This is a genomic window from Bacillus sp. JJ1562, assembly GCF_036962705.1.
GTDB lineage: Bacteria > Bacillota > Bacilli > Bacillales > Bacillaceae_L > Ferdinandcohnia.
Map to the genome: position 1 here is coordinate 235,232 of NZ_JBALOQ010000003.1, position 20,741 is coordinate 255,972.

The 20,741-nt window shown below is 37.8% G+C and carries 20 protein-coding genes; 5 read left to right on the forward strand and 15 right to left on the reverse strand.

Features of this window, described 5'->3' with window-relative positions; translation table 11 throughout:
- Positions 1 to 129: 129 nt before the first annotated feature.
- The 3 genes from V7097_RS02095 to V7097_RS02105 all read right to left on the reverse strand — a co-directional run bounded on the left by V7097_RS02095 (position 130) and on the right by V7097_RS02105 (position 3,090).
- Complete coding sequence (locus V7097_RS02095) at positions 130 to 882, reverse strand: VOC family protein (protein WP_335701925.1); 753 nt, start codon at positions 880 to 882, stop codon at positions 130 to 132.
- Between the two features lie 266 nt (positions 883 to 1,148).
- Positions 1,149 to 2,531 carry an L-cystine transporter gene (locus V7097_RS02100; protein ID WP_335701926.1) on the reverse strand — a complete coding sequence of 461 codons (1,383 nt, stop codon included), beginning with the start codon at positions 2,529 to 2,531 and terminating at the stop codon, positions 1,149 to 1,151.
- 151 nt (positions 2,532 to 2,682) lie between these two features.
- Entirely contained in the window at positions 2,683 to 3,090 is a 408-nt protein-coding gene (locus V7097_RS02105) for a VWA-like domain-containing protein (protein ID WP_335701927.1), read from the reverse strand.
- Positions 3,091 to 3,250: 160 nt separating this feature from the next.
- On the opposite strand from V7097_RS02105, the gene V7097_RS02110 reads away from it, so the two are divergent.
- Positions 3,251 to 3,529, forward strand: coding sequence for a hypothetical protein (locus V7097_RS02110; protein ID WP_335701928.1), 279 nt, complete (start codon positions 3,251 to 3,253; stop codon positions 3,527 to 3,529).
- 72 nt (positions 3,530 to 3,601) lie between these two features.
- A complete protein-coding gene (locus V7097_RS02115; RefSeq protein WP_335701929.1) occupies positions 3,602 to 4,162 on the forward strand; it encodes a thioredoxin family protein in 561 nt (186 codons plus the stop codon).
- Positions 4,163 to 4,269: 107 nt separating this feature from the next.
- On the opposite strand, the gene V7097_RS02120 is transcribed toward V7097_RS02115, so the two are convergent.
- The gene (locus tag V7097_RS02120) at positions 4,270 to 4,770 is read right to left on the reverse strand and encodes a hypothetical protein (protein WP_335701930.1); all 501 of its coding nucleotides are present in this window, start codon (positions 4,768 to 4,770) and stop codon (positions 4,270 to 4,272) included.
- Between the two features lie 559 nt (positions 4,771 to 5,329).
- Here V7097_RS02120 and V7097_RS02125 point away from each other — a divergent pair.
- Positions 5,330 to 5,560 carry a hypothetical protein gene (locus tag V7097_RS02125; RefSeq protein WP_335701931.1) on the forward strand — a complete coding sequence of 77 codons (231 nt, stop codon included), beginning with the start codon at positions 5,330 to 5,332 and terminating at the stop codon, positions 5,558 to 5,560.
- Between the two features lie 37 nt (positions 5,561 to 5,597).
- On the opposite strand, the gene recQ is transcribed toward V7097_RS02125, so the two are convergent.
- The gene (gene recQ, locus V7097_RS02130; protein WP_335701932.1) at positions 5,598 to 7,385 is read right to left on the reverse strand and encodes a DNA helicase RecQ; all 1,788 of its coding nucleotides are present in this window, start codon (positions 7,383 to 7,385) and stop codon (positions 5,598 to 5,600) included.
- A 331-nt stretch (positions 7,386 to 7,716) separates the two neighbouring features.
- Here recQ and V7097_RS02135 point away from each other — a divergent pair, with 331 nt between their 5' ends.
- Complete coding sequence (locus V7097_RS02135) at positions 7,717 to 8,769, forward strand: YeiH family protein (protein ID WP_335701933.1); 1,053 nt, start codon at positions 7,717 to 7,719, stop codon at positions 8,767 to 8,769.
- Positions 8,770 to 8,787: 18 nt separating this feature from the next.
- On the opposite strand, the gene V7097_RS02140 is transcribed toward V7097_RS02135, so the two are convergent.
- From V7097_RS02140 to V7097_RS02155, 4 genes are all read right to left on the reverse strand, one after another.
- Positions 8,788 to 9,210: a hypothetical protein gene (locus V7097_RS02140; protein ID WP_335701934.1), complete on the reverse strand. Its 423-nt coding sequence runs from the start codon at positions 9,208 to 9,210 to the stop codon at positions 8,788 to 8,790.
- Positions 9,211 to 9,300: 90 nt separating this feature from the next.
- Positions 9,301 to 11,664, reverse strand: a complete 2,364-nt coding sequence (locus V7097_RS02145) for an FdhF/YdeP family oxidoreductase (protein WP_335701935.1) — start codon at positions 11,662 to 11,664, stop codon at positions 9,301 to 9,303.
- A gap of 344 nt (positions 11,665 to 12,008) precedes the next feature.
- Positions 12,009 to 12,371, reverse strand: a complete 363-nt coding sequence (locus tag V7097_RS02150) for a DUF2294 domain-containing protein (RefSeq protein ID WP_335701936.1) — start codon at positions 12,369 to 12,371, stop codon at positions 12,009 to 12,011.
- A 64-nt stretch (positions 12,372 to 12,435) separates the two neighbouring features.
- Entirely contained in the window at positions 12,436 to 13,698 is a 1,263-nt protein-coding gene (locus V7097_RS02155) for an L-lactate MFS transporter (RefSeq protein WP_335701937.1), read from the reverse strand.
- A 403-nt stretch (positions 13,699 to 14,101) separates the two neighbouring features.
- On the opposite strand from V7097_RS02155, the gene fdhD reads away from it, so the two are divergent.
- Positions 14,102 to 14,911, forward strand: a complete 810-nt coding sequence (gene fdhD / locus V7097_RS02160) for a formate dehydrogenase accessory sulfurtransferase FdhD (RefSeq protein ID WP_335702047.1) — start codon at positions 14,102 to 14,104, stop codon at positions 14,909 to 14,911.
- A 99-nt stretch (positions 14,912 to 15,010) separates the two neighbouring features.
- Here fdhD and V7097_RS02165 read toward each other — a convergent pair whose 3' ends face one another.
- The 6 genes from V7097_RS02165 to V7097_RS02185 form a co-directional block, all read right to left on the reverse strand.
- Complete coding sequence (locus tag V7097_RS02165; protein WP_335701938.1) at positions 15,011 to 15,460, reverse strand: CoxG family protein; 450 nt, start codon at positions 15,458 to 15,460, stop codon at positions 15,011 to 15,013.
- A gap of 99 nt (positions 15,461 to 15,559) precedes the next feature.
- Entirely contained in the window at positions 15,560 to 16,318 is a 759-nt protein-coding gene (locus tag V7097_RS02170; protein ID WP_335701939.1) for a Cof-type HAD-IIB family hydrolase, read from the reverse strand.
- A 26-nt stretch (positions 16,319 to 16,344) separates the two neighbouring features.
- Positions 16,345 to 17,898 carry a DUF4127 family protein gene (locus V7097_RS02175; RefSeq protein ID WP_335701940.1) on the reverse strand — a complete coding sequence of 518 codons (1,554 nt, stop codon included), beginning with the start codon at positions 17,896 to 17,898 and terminating at the stop codon, positions 16,345 to 16,347.
- A 363-nt stretch (positions 17,899 to 18,261) separates the two neighbouring features.
- Entirely contained in the window at positions 18,262 to 18,864 is a 603-nt protein-coding gene (locus V7097_RS25980) for a YesL family protein (protein ID WP_438824183.1), read from the reverse strand.
- Between the two features lie 49 nt (positions 18,865 to 18,913).
- Entirely contained in the window at positions 18,914 to 19,762 is an 849-nt protein-coding gene (locus tag V7097_RS02180) for a sugar phosphate isomerase/epimerase family protein (protein WP_335701941.1), read from the reverse strand.
- A gap of 83 nt (positions 19,763 to 19,845) precedes the next feature.
- Positions 19,846 to 20,694 carry a MurR/RpiR family transcriptional regulator gene (locus tag V7097_RS02185; RefSeq protein ID WP_335702048.1) on the reverse strand — a complete coding sequence of 283 codons (849 nt, stop codon included), beginning with the start codon at positions 20,692 to 20,694 and terminating at the stop codon, positions 19,846 to 19,848.
- Positions 20,695 to 20,741: the final 47 nt, after the last annotated feature.

Below are 20,741 nucleotides of genomic sequence, written 5' to 3' on the forward strand. Positions count from 1 at the left end.
GCCGAAAGGACGAAAGAGAGGTAGGGCTTTCGTTGTTTAAGATTTTCAAATCTACCGCGGCAATTAAATTATGAAAAGTGAATTACGCTCAAGAAAGTACCAACCGTGCAATTACGGTTGGTTCTTTTTTTATAATTGATAATTTGCTCCGTGAAGGCTTATTTTCTTTCCCAGACTTGGTTCAATACCAATTATGAAGGGTCGTTCTCCTCTTGGTTGATCCCCATTGCAAAAATACACATCAATTGAGTCAAATTGTACTTTTGAAGCCTTTTGTTCAGTGCCTGGTAGACTGGTCTCTGAAACAGTTCCTTTGAATAAATCAGCCCAAAGCTTTGCTGTAATTTCGGGTTCCTTCACCGAGTAACCAATATAAGAAATGCCTTTTGTATCCGGAACATAAATTCCTTTTGAAATAAGGTCATTTTCTCTTACCTCATCCCCTTCTCCCCATTCAATAAAAAATGGCATTGGGTGAGTGTGACTGATAAAAAGCATCGACCATTCAATCGATGTGCCATCTGGTCGATTACGTGATCCTGGAAATGGTCCGAGTGTCTTTGTTACTTTTTTAGTTAGATACTTTTGCACATCTTTAATAGATGAAGTTCGAAACGCAATTTGAGAAAGCCCTTCTCCTAGCTGGAAGTCTTTGTATAGGTGGCGACTAAAAGGATGACTTTCTTCCATTGTGACGTCTAAATTGTTGATTCCGATCCATTCTATATAGGTTAGATTTTTAAAATAACATAATGTATTGTAGGTCCCCCAAATGTCATGGTTTCCACCATTTACGGTATGATAACCTAGCAATTGAAAGGCTACCCTTGTTTCATTTGGATCTTTTACATAATGCACAACATGGTCAAAACGTATATCCAACTCATCATCTCCAAACCCGTTTTTCATTTGATTTTAACATAAAGTGAAACTTCAATCAGTGGGGGTTTCCTCCATCCTCCACTGATTGTCAGCCTGCGGCCCACACGATGTGGGTCACAAAGACGTTGCGACAGGACGTGGCGTTCTTAGTCTTTGTTCTCTTAATCGGGCTTTTACGGGCAGATAGTCCCCCTATGGGGATTTACTGCCCGTTAAATACGGGATAAAAAAAATAAGACCCATTGTGTCGGGTCTTATTTTTGTAATTATGCACCTAGTTGTTGAGTTGGACTTGAATATGTTTCAGTATCCAGTTCGTTTGTGATTCTACTTGTAAGAACACCAGCTGTCATACTGCCGCTTACGTTAAGAGCTGTACGACCCATATCAATTAAAGGTTCAACAGAAATCAATAAACCAGCTAATGCAACAGGTAAATCGAGAGCTGATAGTACAAGGATTGCAGCAAATGTAGCTCCTCCACCAACACCAGCAACACCAAATGAGCTAATTGCGACAATCACTACTAATGTTAAAATAAAGGATGGATCCAATGGATTAATACCAACTGTAGGAGCAATCATCACAGCTAGCATTGCTGGATATACACCTGCACAACCGTTCTGTCCAATGGATAGCCCAAATGAACCGGCAAAGTTGGCAACTCCTTCTGAAACACCTAAATCATTTGTTTGTGACTTGATGTTCAGTGGTAAGGTTCCCGCACTAGAGCGTGATGTGAAGGCGAATGCTAACACAGGGAATGCCTTCTTAAGATAGGTTATTGGATTTAGCCCAGCGAATGTAATCAACAATAAATGGATCGCAAACACAATCAATAACGCAACATAGGATGCAACCACAAATTTTCCAAGCTTATAAATTGCACCATAATCACTAGTAGCTGTTACACGTGTCATAATCGCAAGAACACCATAAGGAGTTAAACGTAAGATGATCGTTACAACGCGCATAATAACTGAATAAAGTGCATCAATAATTTTCGCGAACATTTGAGCATTCTCAGGATCTTTACGACGAACTCCAAGAAAAGCCATCCCGATAAAGGCAGCAAAAATAACAACAGCAATTGTTGAAGTTGAACGAGCACCAGTAAAGTCTAAGAATGGGTTTGCAGGCAGTAAATCAACAATCTGTTCAGGGAACGTTTTATCTTGAATACCCGCATACCGTTCTTCTATTGCTGCCCCTCTAGCTGTTTCTGCTTCTCCAGCCTCAATTTGAATTGATTCTAAATCAAATGCAACTGTTGTACCAATCCCAACTAGTGCCGAGATAGCAGTTGTACCGACTAAAATCCCAAGAATTAGAAAACTAATTTTTCCGATATTATTTGCTAATTTCATTTTCGTAAATGCTGATACGATTGAAATGAAAACTAGTGGCATAACTATCATTTGTAAAAACTTCACATACCCATTACCTACGATGTTATACCAACTAATTGACTCGGAAATAACTTCTGAATCAGCACCATAGATGAGCTGCAGGACAAGACCAAATACAATCCCTAAGCCAAGTGCTGCAAATACTCGTTTTGAAAAAGAAACATGCTTTTTTTGCATATAAACTAATAATAATAGTAATAAGACCATCAATACGATATTTACAATTCCAAGTAAACTCATATGATTTAACCCCCTTTTTTTATGTCAATGTATTAAAATATAATTCAGGTTATACCAATCCGTCAAGTAAGAAATATCCCATTTTAAAATTAAAACGCTTCCAATAAAAATGCCTAGAATCCGATTCATTCTAGGCGTTTTTAAACCATCCTTATGCAACTTTTATCGCCTTTCCAAATGGTACTTTCGGTACATAGTCATCTGGAACAAGCCAAAACACTTCAGCTTGAACATTTAACTCATCGTAAAAATAGCCTGTGACATCTGTTATATAAAACAAGGTGTCAATCTTCTCTTCATCTGCCCACTCCAGCACTTCCGTATAGGAGGACTTTCCATGCGTATAATATTTAATAGTAGGGTTTTGTATGGGTGTGATGCTTCTTATTTTGAAATCAGCTTGGACTAGCTGTGCTTCTGGAACCATTTCACCAAAGAACTTTATGATATTGTTTATCAAAATAGACCGCACCTGGTTTGTCGAAGTGTCAATTGCTAGTGCAATCTTCTTATCTTTTCGATCCTTAAGTAAGCCCATTAGTGACCTTTGCCATCTCACGCAGCACTCAACTCCTCATACTTAATCACCAAAGGCAGAATACCTTGGCTACTCTATTTTGTCACGTTTATTGTCCAATTATTAACCATTCAACTAACAATACTTGGATAGCGTATTCGCATGTTCAAAGGCAAAACTATCAATAATTGGGGGAATGAAAATGTATATTTCAAAGCAAGAATTACTCACAAAACTTAAAGCAAATAACGATATAGGATTTGTTGAGTTAAATGGTGTTCTTCATGAAATCAGACTTCTTCAGGATAATCTAATCGCTTTTTCAGGTGCGTGCTGGAAGTGGGAGCAAACGGAAATGCCTTCTGCGCATGGGGACTATAATGTGTTAACCGATGTTCTAGTTGAAGAAGACCCGATTATACCAAGATTTCCAACACAGGATTCATATGAATTTTACGAAACGGTTCATGATTTTTCATAAGCATCTTAGTGGTATGATTTTCCTTTATCATTTATATTAAAGGCAGGTACAAATTTAGAGGAGGAATACATAATGGCAAACTTAAAACCATGGTTTGATAAAGGCATGAATCAATACGAATACATTAATAGCATGCAAGTTCACAAAGAAAACCTCTTAAAAGTATATAATCAGTTTCGTTTAGACGAATCTGATAAAGAATTACTCCAAGTACTTCAAGAAAAAGAGTTAAAAGCAATCATTTTAGCGGCTGATTGGTGTGGAGATGCAATGGTGAATCTTCCGATCCTCATGAGAATTGCGGACGAGGCATTGCTAGAAACTCGTTATTTAATTCGCGATGAAAATTTAGATCTGATGGATCAATACCTTACAAATGGAAAAGCTCGTTCTATACCTATTATTATTTTTGTGAATAAAGACTTTGAAGAAGTAGGCAAATGGGGGCCAAGAGCACCTGAAGCTCAAGCGATTGCTGATGAATTAAAGGCAAGTGTTCCAGATAAAGAGTCTCCTGAATATGAGGCTGCATTCAAGGCATTTATTAAATCCTTTACTGAACGTATCACAACAGACGAAGCGCTTTGGAATGACATTAAAAATAGCATCATTTCAACTTTGAAGAACGCATAATATCTTGACCCAATAACATATACTATTTCTAAGACCGTCCACCACTTCCAACATCGCTTGTTGCGGGACTAACCAGACCGGAAAGGTGGGCGGTCTTTTTTTGTCATTTATAGAGGTAGAAATAAATGTACAAGGAAAACAAAGGTGAATAGAAAAGCAGTAGTATAATGAAATTTCCGTCGAAACCCAGAGGCCTTTTTATGGCGTAGATACCCAGCAAAGAGAGTCACCGCTAAACAAAGAATAGCTAAAACCCCACTTATGATCTTTGGATTTGTATATCCTACGATTTCTCCGAGTTTTACAAGCATAATTCCCCCATGAAACACAATTAATATCGTTCCAACAATAGCAAGCTTAATATGAGATTTCATCATATGGCGTGACATCTTTGCAAGTGCTATTTTCAGCTTGCGAACCTTCGTCCTGCGGATCACAAGAAAGATAAAATACATATTTACATTTACGATAAAGAGGATGATTGCAAGTTGGGCGAAAACCTGCCCTAAAGTAACAATATGTGAGTCGTGGGTTCTAAAAACCCATATGTAAATAAACGTGCTAATCACAAGTAGTCCATTTAATAATACCCAAATATAATAGGCCATCTCATCCCTACCCTTCTATCTTTTACCTATTTTACCAAATGGGTTTGGAATCTGTAGTGTGGGTTATCACATGGGGTATATTGCAACGTTTTTGTGTAATAGATGGGTTGTGCTACAGGTTACCCTTTTCCTAATATTATCCAAGTGTGAGGATGATACCGCAGTTTGCAGGTTCACTTTTTCCTAATTTCATCCAAATGAGAGAATGATAAAATAGTTTACTGGTTTCATTTTCCCTAAATTTATCCAAATGAAGGCGCGATAACACGGTTTGCTGGTTTACTTCCACCTAATATTATCCAAGTGCAGGCACGATAACACGGTTTACCGGTTTACTTCCTCCTAATATTATCCAAATGAAGGCGCAATAACACGGTTTGCTGGTTTACCTCCTCCTAATATTATCCAAGTGCAGGCTTAGTATCACGGTTTCCTGCCTAAAAATAACCTAAAAAACCAACAATTAAGTACATTATAAATTGTCCCTCCACCTATTCCATATTCATCCTCCTCCAAACATGCTAGAATTGAAGATAGGATCATGAAATGGGGTAATCAAATGTCTACTTGTAATATCGATCACTCAAAAGAGGATGTGGTCAAAAAGCTTCAAAGTCAAGAAAGCTTTTTACCGGAAGAACTTTACAGCAATGCAGTCCAATTTTTAGAAACAGAACGTACCCAGCTTACACTAAACGAATTATTTCACCTCTTAAAAAAGTATGATTTAGCATCTGAAGAAGAACAACAAAAACGTAATCTAGCAATGGAAGAACTCTTCAAAGCATAAGTAAAGGCACCACAAAAAATGTGGTGCCTTTAGCTTTCTATTCTACAACTGCACTTTTTTCCTCTACATAGTTTCGAATGGCGGTTAAAAAGTCATCTCCGTACCGCTCTAGCTTCATCTGGGCAACCCCTTTAATTTCGAGCAACTCTTTTTCATCTGTCGGAGCCACTTCACTCATTTCCCGTAAGGTACTATCTGAGAAGACAATATACGGTGGCACTCCATCACGGGTAGAAATTTGTTTGCGTACCTCGCGAAGGATTTCAAATAATGTATTGTCAGTAACAACTTGCTTTTTCTTCACCTGTTCCTTCTTATAAATTTTGATTTCACCTTTTAGAACAGGTAATGCTTTTGCATCAAGAATGAGCACTGGATATTGAGAGTTTGTCAGTTTGACATACCCTTCTGCAGCCAAAAAGTCGATTAAACCGACAATTTGTTTTTCCGAATACTGCTTTAATAAGCCATATGTGGACAAGGACGTAAATCCAAACTCTTGGATCTTTTTATTTCTTGACCCCTTTAACACCTGAGCAACCAATGTCTTCCCAAAGCGCTCCTTCATCCTCTTGATACAGGAAAACACCATGAGTGCTTCTGTTGTCACATCGGTTTTTTCACGGTCGTCTTTACAGTTGAAACAACGACCACATTCATCGTTTTCCTTTTCTCCGAAATATTCCAAGATGTAGCTTTGCAAGCATTTCTCTGTGTGACAGTAGTCAATCATTTGCTGAAGCTTGTGATATTCCTGCTCTTTTTTCCCTTCATCCATCGTGGATTGCTCGATTAGGAATTTTTGGAGCTGGATATCTTGTGATGCAAATAAAAGATAACAATCACTTTTTTCCCCGTCCCTACCTGCTCGTCCTGCTTCCTGGTAGTACGCTTCAATATTTTTTGGTAAGTTATAGTGAATGACATATCTCACATTACTTTTATCTATCCCCATACCGAATGCATTTGTCGCAACCATAATATTTACTGTGTCAAATAGGAAATCCTCCTGTGCCCTTTTTCGTTCTTCATCCGAAAGACCTGCATGGTATTTTCCTACTAAAAAGCCTTCCCTTTCTAATAATGAATGAAGCTCGTTTACCTCCTTCCGAGTTGCTGCATACACAATTCCCGATTGATTCTTATTCTCTAATAAAAAGCTTTTGACAAAATCGCGCTTGTTTTCACCTTTTAAAATATTAAAAGTTAAATTATCTCTAGCAAACCCTGTAATAAATACAGCATAAGGGTCAATCTGTAGCTGGTTGCATATATCTTCTTTTACCTCAATTGTAGCAGTTGCAGTTAATGCAGCAACAACCGGCTTTGATGGCAGTTCCCCAATCATAAAATGGATATTTCTGTAGCTTGGCCTAAAATCATGTCCCCATTGTGAAATACAATGCGCTTCATCAACAGCAATCATTGAAATGGGTATGGAAGATAAAAGGGATCGAAATTGAGAAGATTCGAGTCGTTCAGGTGCAATATAAATGATTTTATAGCGACCTGCGCGGGCATCCTGCAGTCTTTCCTGAATTTCCTGCATTGAAATACTACTATTAATATAGGTTGCTGAAATACCAACACTGAGCAATGTGTCTACCTGATCCTTCATTAATGAAATTAATGGAGAAATGACAATCGTTGTTCCTTCAAATATCAGTGCTGGGATTTGATAGCATAACGACTTTCCGCCACCAGTAGGCATAATTGCGAGTGTATCATTTCCTTGTAAAATATTCTCGATAATGGATTCCTGTCCCGGTCTGAAGGACGGATAACCAAAATACGACTGTAAAACTTGCTTTGCTTGTTCAATCATAAAAAACACCTTTATCAATTATTTTACTAAATTTGGCAAAAATGTGTGTTTGACGTAGTGTACTACCCCACATGTCCGAGTTACTTCGTGCATACTATACAGTGTGGTGTTAGCTCCTTATTCTTTATCTGTTCGTGTTTGGAAGTGAGAAATCACTTCCTCTTTTTTTGGCCCACACGATGTGGGTCACAAAGACGTTGCCACTCTGATGTGGCGTTCTTAGTCTTCGATCTCTATAGTTAAGTTAATTATAAAGGAAGAAGTTAATGGTGGGAAGGGTGTCCACCTTGTGTTAATATAAATTTAGAAAACTATGTTGAGGATGAAGCAAGTGAGGAACGCAAATCTACAAGTATCACAAACTTATGAAAAAAAATCATTTTTATTCGATTATTCGCTGTCATTTCGAAATAAGCTGCCTGGTGTGGCTCTTGTATTTATTATAGGTGTTTTGGCAAACTCGTTAGGGAAAGATTTCCCATTAATCGGTGGGGCTGTGATTGCCATTATCATCGGTATCCTTGTCCGAAACTTTTTACGCATTCCTGCTGTCTATTCGGAAGGTATCTCCTATACATTAAAGACCTTGTTGAAAACGGCCATTGTGCTTCTCGGTTTTGGTCTTAGTTATGCTAGTATTTTTCAACTCGGTTATGAAGCGATTCTTTTAGTAATAGTCGCAGTTTTAGCGGGAATTCTTTTTACTTTTATTTTGGCCAAACTGTTTAGGCTGGGTGGAAATATTCCTATTCTCGTTTCACTTGGAACCGCGATTTGCGGAGCAACTGCAATCGTGACATCAAGTCCAATTGTTCGTGCTAAAGAGGAAGAAACAGCTTATGCGATCAATACAATCTTTGCTTTTAATGTGTTAGCTGTTTTATTCTACCCTCTAATAGGACAACTTTTTTCGATGCCGGATGATATTTTTGGAATGTGGGCAGGTGTCGCGATACATGATACTTCGTCAGTAGTTGCTGCGGGGTATAGTTATAGCAGTACTGCCGGAGAAACATCCGTGATAATCAAATTAATTCGAACACTCATGCTTGTGCCGGTGGCTCTTATTCTCTCAATCTTTATTTCAATGAAAACAAAAGGTATCACAACAAACAAGGTGAAAATGAGCAAGGTATTTCCAACCTTTATTCTATTTTTTGCTGGAGCCGTAGCAGTAAATACTATTTTCTCACTTCCAACCTCGCTTACGAGTGTAACAGACGGAGTAGCGAAATTCTTAATCCTCATGGTAATGGCGAGCGTTGGACTTGGTACAGATTTTAAAAAGATTAGATCCGTCGGTCTACGCCCTTTATTTGTCGGGTTACTTTCATCTATAATGATGGGACTGTTAACGTTATGCATTATTCTTCTACTGTATTAAAAAGAAGAAGTTGGGAGCTCATTTCCCAACTTCTTTTCGTTCCTCCAAAATATCGCAAATCATTTGAATATGGAATGATGCCCATGCTTTTTCACGAAAGTGTAGTATAACGGTAAAAAAAAGGAGAAAAAAATAAAGGACGGTAAAAAGAATTAAATAAAGATAACCTCTTCCAAATAGAAATTTTTGCACTTGGTTTGCAAAAAGAAACAAAAACCATGGAATGGCTGTGATTAAAATAGGAATGATACCAGATCCATTTTGTTCCTTTAACATGCGGTAATAGATGATTTTTAAGGTTTGTGAGTCAAGCCCTTCATAAAAGCGCTGGATTTTCCGAACTTCTTCCATATCCTTCAGATGTTTAAAGGTTCGATCCTTGCGCGCATGACTTTTTAGCTTTAAATATATTTTATGTGCATCTCCACGAAACGAAAACAAATGTAACACCTCAGAAATTAGACATTATTCTTATCAGTTCCCTTTTTTTGCATAAAAATGCCCCCAAATTTAGATTTGGAGGCAAAGTGTTTATGCTGGAGGATTAATGTCTAAATCATCCTCAATCTCTTTTTCTTGATATTGCGTGTCTTTTCGTGCATTGAAACGTTCGGCTTTTTCAACGTAAACGGCAATGTTGTAATCAGGTATTCCTGCGAATTTTTCATAACGACCTTTTGGTAACAAGAAATTGCCTTCTGGGAAGAATACGCCAAGATTTTGTCTTGCGATATCCGCAAATTTCGCTTTTCCTTGGAAAACACCAAAACCATTGTGAACAACGATTGCTTCACCTTCTGTAATCCGAAGGTCTGCAGCGTCCTGAGGATTGATTAGAACATCATAGCGACCTGCGCCATTAAATGGATCAACCTCATTATAAACCATCGAGTTAAATTGCTTACCGCGACGGGTGGTTAACACAAATTGCTCTTCTTTTTTACCTAGGTCAGGAATTTCAACTGGTATTAAGCTGCCTCTCCCATCTGGAGTCGGACAAATTCCACCTTCACAAAGCCATGCTCCACCCCATTGGAACACATCCCCTTTTTTCTTGAGATGTTGAATTCCATTGTAGTTTGGATTCGCAATTGCAATTTCATCGCGAATTTCCTGGCCACTCTTAAAATCAATTAAATGGGCCGTTTCAGGCTTAACCCGCTTGGCGAGATCAACATAAATTTTCCACTCCGCACGTGCTTCTTTAATTTCATTTTTATTTCCTTCAATTTCTGGTGAAAAATAAACCATACGCTCAGTAGAGGTTGAAGTTCCTCCACCCTCTTGTTCGTAACGTGTTTTCGCAGGTAAGACAATGACAGCTTCTTTCGCATCTACAAGTGTTGATGTATTTAGAATAATGTCCTGATGTACGCGAATATCAAGCTCTGACAATGCTTTTTCAACAAAATCAGGATCTGGCATTGTTTCTAGAAAATTCCCACCGGACATATAATAGAGCTTTACTTTTCGTTCATGGTCTTCTGGAAGCACGATATTTTCAAGTGTAACTCCGACAATATCCCCCTGCCATTTTTCAATCTCAAAGCCCCATACCTTTTCCATGCGCTTGATATTGCTTTCATCAAATTCCCCACCGGGTAGAACAAATGGATCTGCTCCCATTTCTCCTGAGCCTTGTACAGAAGAGTGGCCACGGAATGGCATTAATCCGTTGTGTTTACGACCTAAGTGGCCACGTAGAAGTGCAAGATTTGCTACCTGTGAAATATTATCGGTTGCAAATGAATGCATCGTTAAGCCCATAGCCCATGTGTACACTACATTTTTACTCTTTGCTAAAAGCTCCGCAAGCTCAATGATTCTCTCTTTTGACACTCCGGATGATTTCACAATTTCATCCCAGTTTTGCGCTCTAGCATGTGTCATTAACTCTTCGTACCCATTCACATGTTCCTTCACGAACTTGTGATTGATTGCAGAACCATGTTGTTTTTCTTCCATGTCAAACCAGTGTTTCATAATTCCAAACATGAAGGCGATATCTCCACCGATGCTTACCTGGTAAAAATCATCCGCAACCTTTGTTCCAAATAGTGCAGATTCCAGATTAGACGGAATCCAATATTCATCCATTGCCGGTTCTCTATGTGGGTTAATCACGATAATCTTTGTACCGCGTTTTTTCGCTTCAAGCATATATTTTGTTGAAACAGGTGAGCTGTTAGATGCCACACTACCCCAAAATAATAAAACGTCTGCTCCCATCCAATCCTGGTAATTTGCAGTTGAAGCTCCAACACCAACAGAGCGCTTCATGGCTGTTTTACTAGGGGAGTGACATATACGGGAAGCGTTATCAATATGGTTCGTTCCTAAGAAACGAGAAACCTTGGCAGCTACATAATACGATTCATTCGTAATTCCACGAGAAGTTAGATAAAATGCATATTGCTTCGGATTTAACTTCTTCATCTTATTAGCAATCATATCCATCGCTTCATCCCAGGAGATTTTAGAGAACTTTCTTTCCCCTTTACGGCGTATCATCGGATACGGAATTCTTCCTAGCTTTCGTAGCTCTGTACTGTTATATTTACGCAATTCATCAATGTCAGCATGAAGAATCTCTGAGTCGATCTCTGGCATCGTACTTAGACGAAGCACATTGAGACGAGTTGTACACATATGTGGCCCCTTCAAGGTTTGATCATAAAGACCAGAAACTCCTAGGGCACAGCCGTCACAAACACCCTGTGTTAAAATACGCGTTGCATATCCGATATTGTCCTTATTTTCCCAAGCAACTTTCATCGTGTCTCGAATATGCTTTGGCTTCACCTTTCCTAAACCAAAGGGAATCGGACTGACCCAGTGCTTTGGTTGTGGCATTTTCGTAGATTTAATTGGTCCCTGATGTTTTGTTTCTCCCATGATTAATCCCCCTCTTCCTACTCGTTATTATTATGTGTATGGTAAAAGTCAACTTATATTCAATTACGCCTTGGCGTATTTGTGCCCGATTTTTTTCGAGCTTTCCTCGAAAAATTTCCTTTGAAAAATCGTGGCATCCGCCGGAGGCTTTAACTTTGATTAGCAGAAGCGCTGGCTTCTGCTAAATAAAGTTAACTATGCTTTCAGTATTCAAACTGCTGATTCCTTCTAAAATATCCTGAATTATAGAAAAAACCACCGAAACATGATTCTATGATGTTAGAAAAATGAAACGGTGGTTAGTCTTTAGCAGGGTCGCTACCAAGTGCCAACACGGCGTATTGTTATTTAATTGAGAACTTTTTTTCTAGATTTTGATCAAAAACAAAGACGGACATACCAAAATCTCGATCAATATCAATATCAACAAAAAGGTCTACTAGCGTTGAACCTAGAAATTCTTCCATTTCAACAGGCTTGTTTCTTCGATACATTTCTTTTACCATTTCAGTTCTTGCCGCACGAAGCATTTGTTTTCCTTCATCCGCACCGGCAATAAACTTTTCCACTGGAGATAGGTTTCCTTCCATCTCACAAATGGCCCAATTTTTACAAAAGGTTGTTGTGATTTTACTAGGTCCTTTCCCCATATGTTTTTTGCGAAAAGACCTTACTAGATTGCTAAACTCTGCTTCGTATTTATTCATTTGACGTCTACCTCTTGACTTGATACTTCATTACCTTTAAGTTAATCAAGATTACCAATGAATGTCAACTAGCAAGCTCAGCACCTTCAGATTGTTGCTTTCGCAGTCTCTTAATATCCAAGCGGATAAGAAGTGAAATTGCCAATGCGACTGCAAATAGTGCTGTAAATACAGTTAGGCTTTGTGTATAGCTTCCAGTTGTGTCACGGATCCATGATGCAAACATTGGACCTGCAAGACCAGCAGCCGCCCATGCTGTTAAAATATAACCGTGGATTGCACCAAGCTGTTTTGTTCCAAACAAGTCCCCGATATAAGCTGGGATTGCAGCGAACCCACCACCATAACATGTGTAAATAAGTGCTAATAATACCTGGAATAATAATGGATTTGATATATACGGTAGCATTGGAAACGCGATGACTTGGATGGCAAAGAATACCGTATATGTATTAGGTCTCCCTAAGTAATCTGACACTGATGCCCAACCGATACGACCAAGGCCGTTAAATGCCCCTAAAACTCCGACTAATGCTGCAGCTGCAACTGGAGTTAAACCGACACTTTCTTGTGCCAGCGGAGAAGCAGCAGAGATAATTGCTATGCCACATGTAACGTTAATAAAGAGCATGAGCCATAAATAATAAAAGCGTTTTGTTTTTACTGCTTGATTCGCTGTTAATTGTGATAAATCCTGCTTTACCTGCTTAGCTCCACTCGCAACCTTTTCTTTAAATCCTGCTGGTAACCAGCCTTCTTTTGGCGGTGCAAGATAAAGCGATGCGGCAATCATGATCACAAAATAGCAGACTCCTAGAATATAAAACGTATTTGCAATCCCAACAGATACAATCAAATTTTGCATGATTGGGCTACTAATTAATGCAGCAAACCCAAACCCCATGATTGCAAGCCCCGTTGCCATTCCGCGTCTATCCGGAAACCATTTTACAAGGGTAGAAACCGGAGCAATGTATCCAACGCCTAGACCAATTCCACCTAAAACACCATAGAATAAATATAATAATGGCAGTGATTCTAACGTGATAGCAAGTCCCGAACCTGTGATTCCGATACCAAAGAAAATGGCTGCAAGAATACCAGATGCACGAGGGCCGTATTTCTCAACGAAATGCCCTAGGAAGGCTGCAGATAATCCTAAGAAAAGAATCGCGATACTAAAGGTCAAGCTAATGTCGGTTAAATCCCAACCAAACTCCGTTTGAAGTGGCTTTGTAAATACACTCCATGCGTAAACAGAACCGATTGATAAGTGAATCCCTACTGCCGAGGCTGCAATAAGCCAGCGATTTTTAGTCTTTTCCATTTCATCTCTCCTTTATTTTGAAGTTGTGGTGTTCCTTTTGCAGTAACCTTATTAAAAACAAAAAACCGCCAGCAGCCTCATGCTTGAATAAGCATAAAAAGGATGATGACGGTTAATTTACCTAGCAGGATCGCTACTACAAAATTAACAGTAATCGCTTCCATCATTTCACCTTTTGTACCAGAGACAGGTTCGCTATCCTGTAACAAAAATGTGGCAATAATGTGAACTATTTGTTACGATAGTATCAAAACTAGCAAAATAATACAATAGTTTTTTGTAAAATTGTTTCGAATTGTGAAAATTTTAAATGTTGTTTTACCAATAAAAGTATGATTATATATTAGTAATCAATTAAGGATTAACGTCATTGTTCAGTTTAAAAGAAAAGTGAGGTGTATAGATTGTGGATTCTATTACCGTTCGAAAAGATATTATCAAATTTGAAGATGGTCAATTAATTGACGAAGAAGATCAGATCGTCGTCGAATTTCCTTTGACCATTATCTTGAACCAACAGGAATTTGCGACTATGGTTTGTACCCCATCAGAGCTAGATGAACTTGTGATTGGCTTTTTGGCTTCGGAAGGTGTCATTCGCTTCCGAGACGAAATAAAGAGTATCCATATTGACGAGGGACAAGGTTATGCATATGTTGATACGACCACAGAAGTAACAACAAGCCAGGAATATTATTCGAAGCGTTTTATCGGTTCCTGCTGTGGGAAAGGTAGACAATTTTACTTTGTGAATGATGCAAAAACGGCCAAAACATCAACATCGGCCATTACCCTTACACCTGAAGAATGCATCACCTTAATGAATGAAATGCAGCAAAATAGTCTTGTCTTTAAAGATACGGGCGGTGTGCACAATGCTGCACTTTGTACGCCAAAGGAAATGATTGTGAACCGGACCGATATTGGCAGACATAATGCCCTTGATAAAATATACGGACATTGCTTAATCAATAAAATTCCTGTTCGAGATAAAGTGATTGTCTTTAGCGGAAGAATTTCTTCAGAGGTCTTGTTAAAGGCCGCTAAAATCGGAGTCGGCATTGTACTATCAAAATCAGCACCTACCGATTTAGCAATCAAAATGGCGGAAGAACTCAATATTACTGCAGTTGGCTTTATCCGCGGTGGCAAACTTAATGTCTATTCACATCCGGAGCGAATCGTGCAGGAGTCGTTTGAAAGCTCTTTCTAAAATGAAAGAGATTAGTAGAATTTTGTCTACTAATCTCTTTTTTTGTAACCTGTGATTTTTGCCTATGGCCGTATAATTTATAAGCAGTAACGTTCTTTTTTACATTTTCTGAAACAGATCTTGAACGTTTTTCATAAATTCATCTGATTGTTTATTGCTCGAGCCCTTCATAAAAATCTCTCCAACCTTAGCTAATTTGCCGGTCATTTCAAAATCCATTTCATATTCGACTAGGGTTTTCTCAGGTTCAATGGTCTTTAGGTTCGCCGTAAGCGTATTTGTAAAGGAGCCAGCAAGTGAAACAGGTTTCCCCTTCATTTCAACGACAATTTTTTCATTTTCAATCGACTCTTTTAGCTCCCCTACCCCTTGAATTTTAATTGGGACAAATTGAACCTTAACCTCAACCAATGTTTCATATTTAGTTGGACTTAATTGTTTGACTTCTTTACAGCCAGGGAAACATGGCCCTAATTTTATTGGGTCCGTAAAAACAGAATATACACTTGCTCGGTCTGCATGTACGATAAATTGATCAGCCTTTTTCAAAATCCCACTCCTAACGAATTTTTCTAAGATGATGTTACAAGTTTATTAGGGTATTTTGAATGTAGAACAACAAGTTGTTATAATTAGTCCTTAATTGTACTATAGCTTCTCACTATAATCGATTTCGAAAATGTATTGGCATATTGCCCTGGCAACCCCATCTTTTTCGTTTGAGGATGTAATCACATCTGCAGCATTTTTGACCTCAGTAGCCGCATTCTCCATTGCGACTCCTAACCCAGCAGATGTTATTAACTGCAAGTCATTAAAACTATCCCCGATAGCCATTACATTCTCTAATTCTATATCTAACAAACTGCATACCTTTCGAATACCATACTCCTTTGTAATCCCTTTTGTTGAAATCTCCAGATTATTATCCTCGGACTGAGTAACTTCAAGATGGCCCCAACTTTCTAATTCAAGCTTTAGTTTTTCGATTAAAGTTACATTATTATTTAATAAACTAAATTTCATCCATTTTTCATTTACGTCTTCATCCTGCCAGTCAGGTTTTCGAATGAAGCGATCTTCAGTATGGCCCCAAAACCAGGAATCGGTTTCGGTAGCAAGTCGGTGAAGTTCAAGGATGTCTCGAGTCTTTAAATAATGTCTTTCAAATAGATCATCCTGTGTTTTCCATATCTCTGCACCATTTAAAAACACCATCGGTGAACTAAGGGCTAATTCATTTCTAATCACCTCTGCAGTTAGTCGACCCCTACCAGTTGCAATAGAAACAATAACCCCATTCTCGACTGCTTTTTTTACCCAGTATTTAGTTAAAGGTGTGATTTCCTTGTTATCATTTAAAGTTGTTCCGTCTAGATCTAAAGCAAGTAAACGATATGGAAGCAAAATTCAAACTCCTTTCGTTATAATATTCACTCATTAGGTCTAAATTGCAATTCAAACCCTACCTCAAACATGCGTTTCCATGGGGAATACACATTATTCAAGATGATTTTCCCTTCAGATAGATTAGATAAGTGATTCTCAATAAAAACGGAAAGCTGTTTTGCTATAAGGTTTTGGATTTCGTCTAATTGGTTTGAAATATCAAAATAGGTTCCCCCAAGACGAGTTACATCATGAGTAGATACATACTTTCTAGCAATTGTTTGGTAACCCCAGTCCTCTACAAGCCTAGAATAATAGAATTCTCTACTCATGCTTTTTCTAGCTTTATATACTAGACTTTGCTTATTAAAATAAGATTCAATAATCGTATGGGAAATGACAGTTCCTAATGTATTTCCTGATGTATTCCATCCTGCATAGGCATGAACTCGTTCAAGTAATCCTACTTTTTTTATATAATTCATCAGGGTTTGGTCACTTCCATTACACGTCGCAACATCTGCTAATCCTATAACTTTTCCTTTTTGCACATAATATTTTAAAGCATGAACAAATTCACGATAGTTAACCTCTGAAAAATAAGATTTATGCCTTTCATGAAATGCTTGATTCGGTTCGGCGATACCTGATTGACTTACTGAAGGTGAATGTGTAAATAAGATTGCATCAGCATCATTTGAATTGTCAGCCACTATCCCCCCCATTGCGGTTATATGAGACTTTATACTTTCATTTAAACTTCGATCCTCGTATTTTGGAATGATAAACGGTCCCTTTGTGGAGGAATATCTAATGTAAATGGATGGTGTATAATTATGAATTTCACAAAAAACCTTTGCAAACAAATTACAGCCTATTTCATCTGCACCCGGGTAAATCGCGATCTTATCAAATAAATTCAATTGTTCTACTTTGGATACGAGTTCATTCTGTTCAATCGAACTAAAACCAAATTCGGCATTATCATCAAGTGGAATAATTAATGAATCAATCAACCCTTCATCAACTAATTCGATTGAAGCATTATTGATTAAGGAATTTATCTTTCTTCTCTCGATAAAATCGTTTAATACTTCAGGTGGAATCACTGCTTTTAGTTCAGTTATCCTCTGCACATCTGTGTCAAGCAGACCTCTAGCCTCTTTATCAATTAACTTTCCATAGGTAGAGATATTTTCACCGTAAAACTCATAATAATCAGGTTCTTCATCGCTACTATTATAATTTGGAACTCTCATTATTAAATTAAATGCATATATCGTAAGGTTTTTATTCAGTTGTTTTAATTCTCGAATAAGGTCAAGCCTACTCTGACATTCTTCTCTAGATAAGTTGTGTAATCTAGAAGGGACAATACCACCATAGACAAGCATATCCAATGAAATAATTAAGTAATTAGCATCCTTCGTTTCTCGAATTAACCAATTTCGAATATCACTATATGCTGCAGGTAATTTCTTTTTCCCTAAAATTTCTTTATTCGGTACATAAAGGGTAAGATCAGCAGCAGCAGCTAATTGCTGTGGATATACGAGGTTACACGGTCTCTCATCAAGCGGTAAATACACTATTTTCATAAGCAAACTCCTTTGTTTTTATCAAATACGCCTTGGCGTATTTGCGCCCGATTTTTTTTGGCCCACAGGAAGTGGGTCATAAAGACGTTGTCACAGGATGTGGTGTTTTTAGTCTTTGATCTTACTGCGAGATACAGTGAAACTACAATCTGTGAATGCATTTCCCACAGATTGATAGTTAAACCAATCAGTCTTTTACTGGCAATTGCCCTCCATGAGGGCTTAGTGCCAGTTAATGCTGGAAAATTTCCTCTGAAAAATCGTGGCATCCGCCGGAGGCTTTAACTTTATTCAGCCTGGGTTTGAACCCATACTCTTTTTGCATTCATCTCTCTAATATAAGTAGAGAATTCTGCTGAAAAGTTAAATAGCAAAATTATGAAACTTGGATATGGTTCGTTTACAAATATAGTAATTTATGAAACTAATCATACTAAATGCACATAATATAGGTAAGAATGGGACGAATGTACAAATAAAAACAATGATACTGATAAAAAGTAATATGATGATCGGAGTAGCAGGCCGAGTGATAGACAAATAAAAAGATTTTTTTATTAATTCCTTATATGACATCTCGAAATCCACTATCAATGGATAGATATAAAAAGACATAAATAAAAACATCAAAACAAATAATCCAAATATGGAAAGGGTGATATATCGTATTATCCCCTCCAAATTCCACATCACTAGAAGGTCCACTACCAAAACAATTCCAATTAGAAATTGAAACACCCCAACTATACTTGCCTGTTTAAAATGTTTCTTAAAATAACGGTAAAATACTTTTGCTAAAGACGGTTCATTTCCCTCTGATAATTCCTTCATTACTCCAAGCATGGCAGAGGTTGAAGCTGGGATTGTGATGATAGGAAGCGAGAAGATTAGCCATATTATGTTTAAGAAACAGAAGTTTCCGATTACCTCCATTACTTTGAATATCTTTCCATCATAGGAGAACATCTTTACCACCTCTTTCGTGAAGCATGGAATTATTCGCAGGATAAGAACTCTAATCTAAGTATTTATCTTGTAATATTTGTTTTAGATTATAGATAGACTTCTCTGATCCTACCTTTGGATCATCTGTTCCTTCATATTCTACAGATAGCCAGCCATTGTAATTAACACTTTCTAATTCTTCAATTACGTGTTGGAGATCTACACGTCCTTCACCTGCTACTGTTCCTAAAAATTTATCTCCAGAAAGTGAACGAAATGCATGACCTTCGTACTCTTTCCCCATATTAATGAAATCCTTAAAGTGTACATGTGAAACATATTGTTTGAGTGCAGACACAGCGTGCTTTGGATCCTCATCCACTAAAAGGAAATTACCTGTATCAAGAGTGCTTCTCACATGGGTAGACCCAACAGCTTCAATTAATTCAATCACTTGTTCACTTCGACCGGCGAAGTAACCGTGATTTTCAATGGCAAGGATAATCCCTTTTTCTTCTGCATAACTTGCAACTTGCTTTAAGCATTCAATTATCCAAGACTTACCTTGTTCAAAGGAAACGTTTTCAGCTAAATCACCACTAAAAATTCGAATGACATTTGTGTTCAGTTTTTTGGCAACATCTATCCCTTTATTTACTTTTTGAATTTCAATATTTCGTTCCTCTTGACTGGTCTTGACAAAATTATTTGACAGATCATAGGCACTGACCATGAGATTTCTTTCTGATAGCAATAGCTGTACCTTTGGTATTTCTTGCTCCATGTCTTTCCAATACATATCTAAAAGTTCTACTCCATCCAGACCAATGGAAGAAGCATAATCAATAAATCCAAACACATCCAAATCTTCATTCACTGTGTACTTATGTAAACTATACATACTCAAGCTTGTTTTCATTCATTTCACCTCAACACGTTATTTGTTTATATCAACTTATAAAAGAAGATGCAGCAAAAAACTGCATCTATTTTATAGAAGATTTAGTACATTTTATCCAGTACAGCTTTAGCTGTTTGCTCAATTGATTTGAATGTTTGCCCCTTATCCTTTAAGGCAATAACAGTTGTTAAAATATCAAGTAAATGTAGCTGTGCAATCTTAGAAGCAAATGCCCCACCTTGGAGTGGCGATTCCTTAGAGGCGGCTAATAAAATGACGTCTGCATACTTAGTAATTGGCGAACGTGCATGATTTGTTAAGCAAATGACAAAAGCATTATTTTCCTTAGCAATTCGAATTGCGTCGACAACGTCTTTAGTACTTCCAGAGGTGGAGATGCCGAAAACAACATCATCACACGTTGCGAGAGCCGCGTTCATTGCCATAACATGCGAATCGGAAGAATGGATTACATTATAACCGAAACGCATGAACCGGTGATTCGCATCCATTGCAGTAATACCAGATGAACCAATACCAAAGCAAAACAATCGATTTGCCGAGACAATTGCATCGGCAGCTTTATCGAGTGCTTGCGTTTGTAATAAGTTTAGCGTATTTTCTAATGCATGTGTGTTTTGAGTTGTTATTTTTCTTAAAATTACTTCTAGTGTGTCATTTTCTTCTATTTTCCCATGAACATGTTCTTCAGGGCTAACAAGGTTTTGTGCAACAGCCAACTTAAACTCCTGATACCCGCGAAAACCAAGCTTCCGACAAAATCGAATAACGGTTGTCTCTCCTACTCCTGACTTTTCGGCAAGATCTGTTACGGAGGAATATACAGCTTCTTCTGCATCGATCATTACGAAATCTGCTACCTTTTGTTCTGCCTTTGTTAGTGATTTATATATACTAGTAATCATGATAATGGGGTTCGATTTCGTCATCGTATTCATTTCTTACTCCTTTCTTTCACGATTTGGAGGAAAGTATA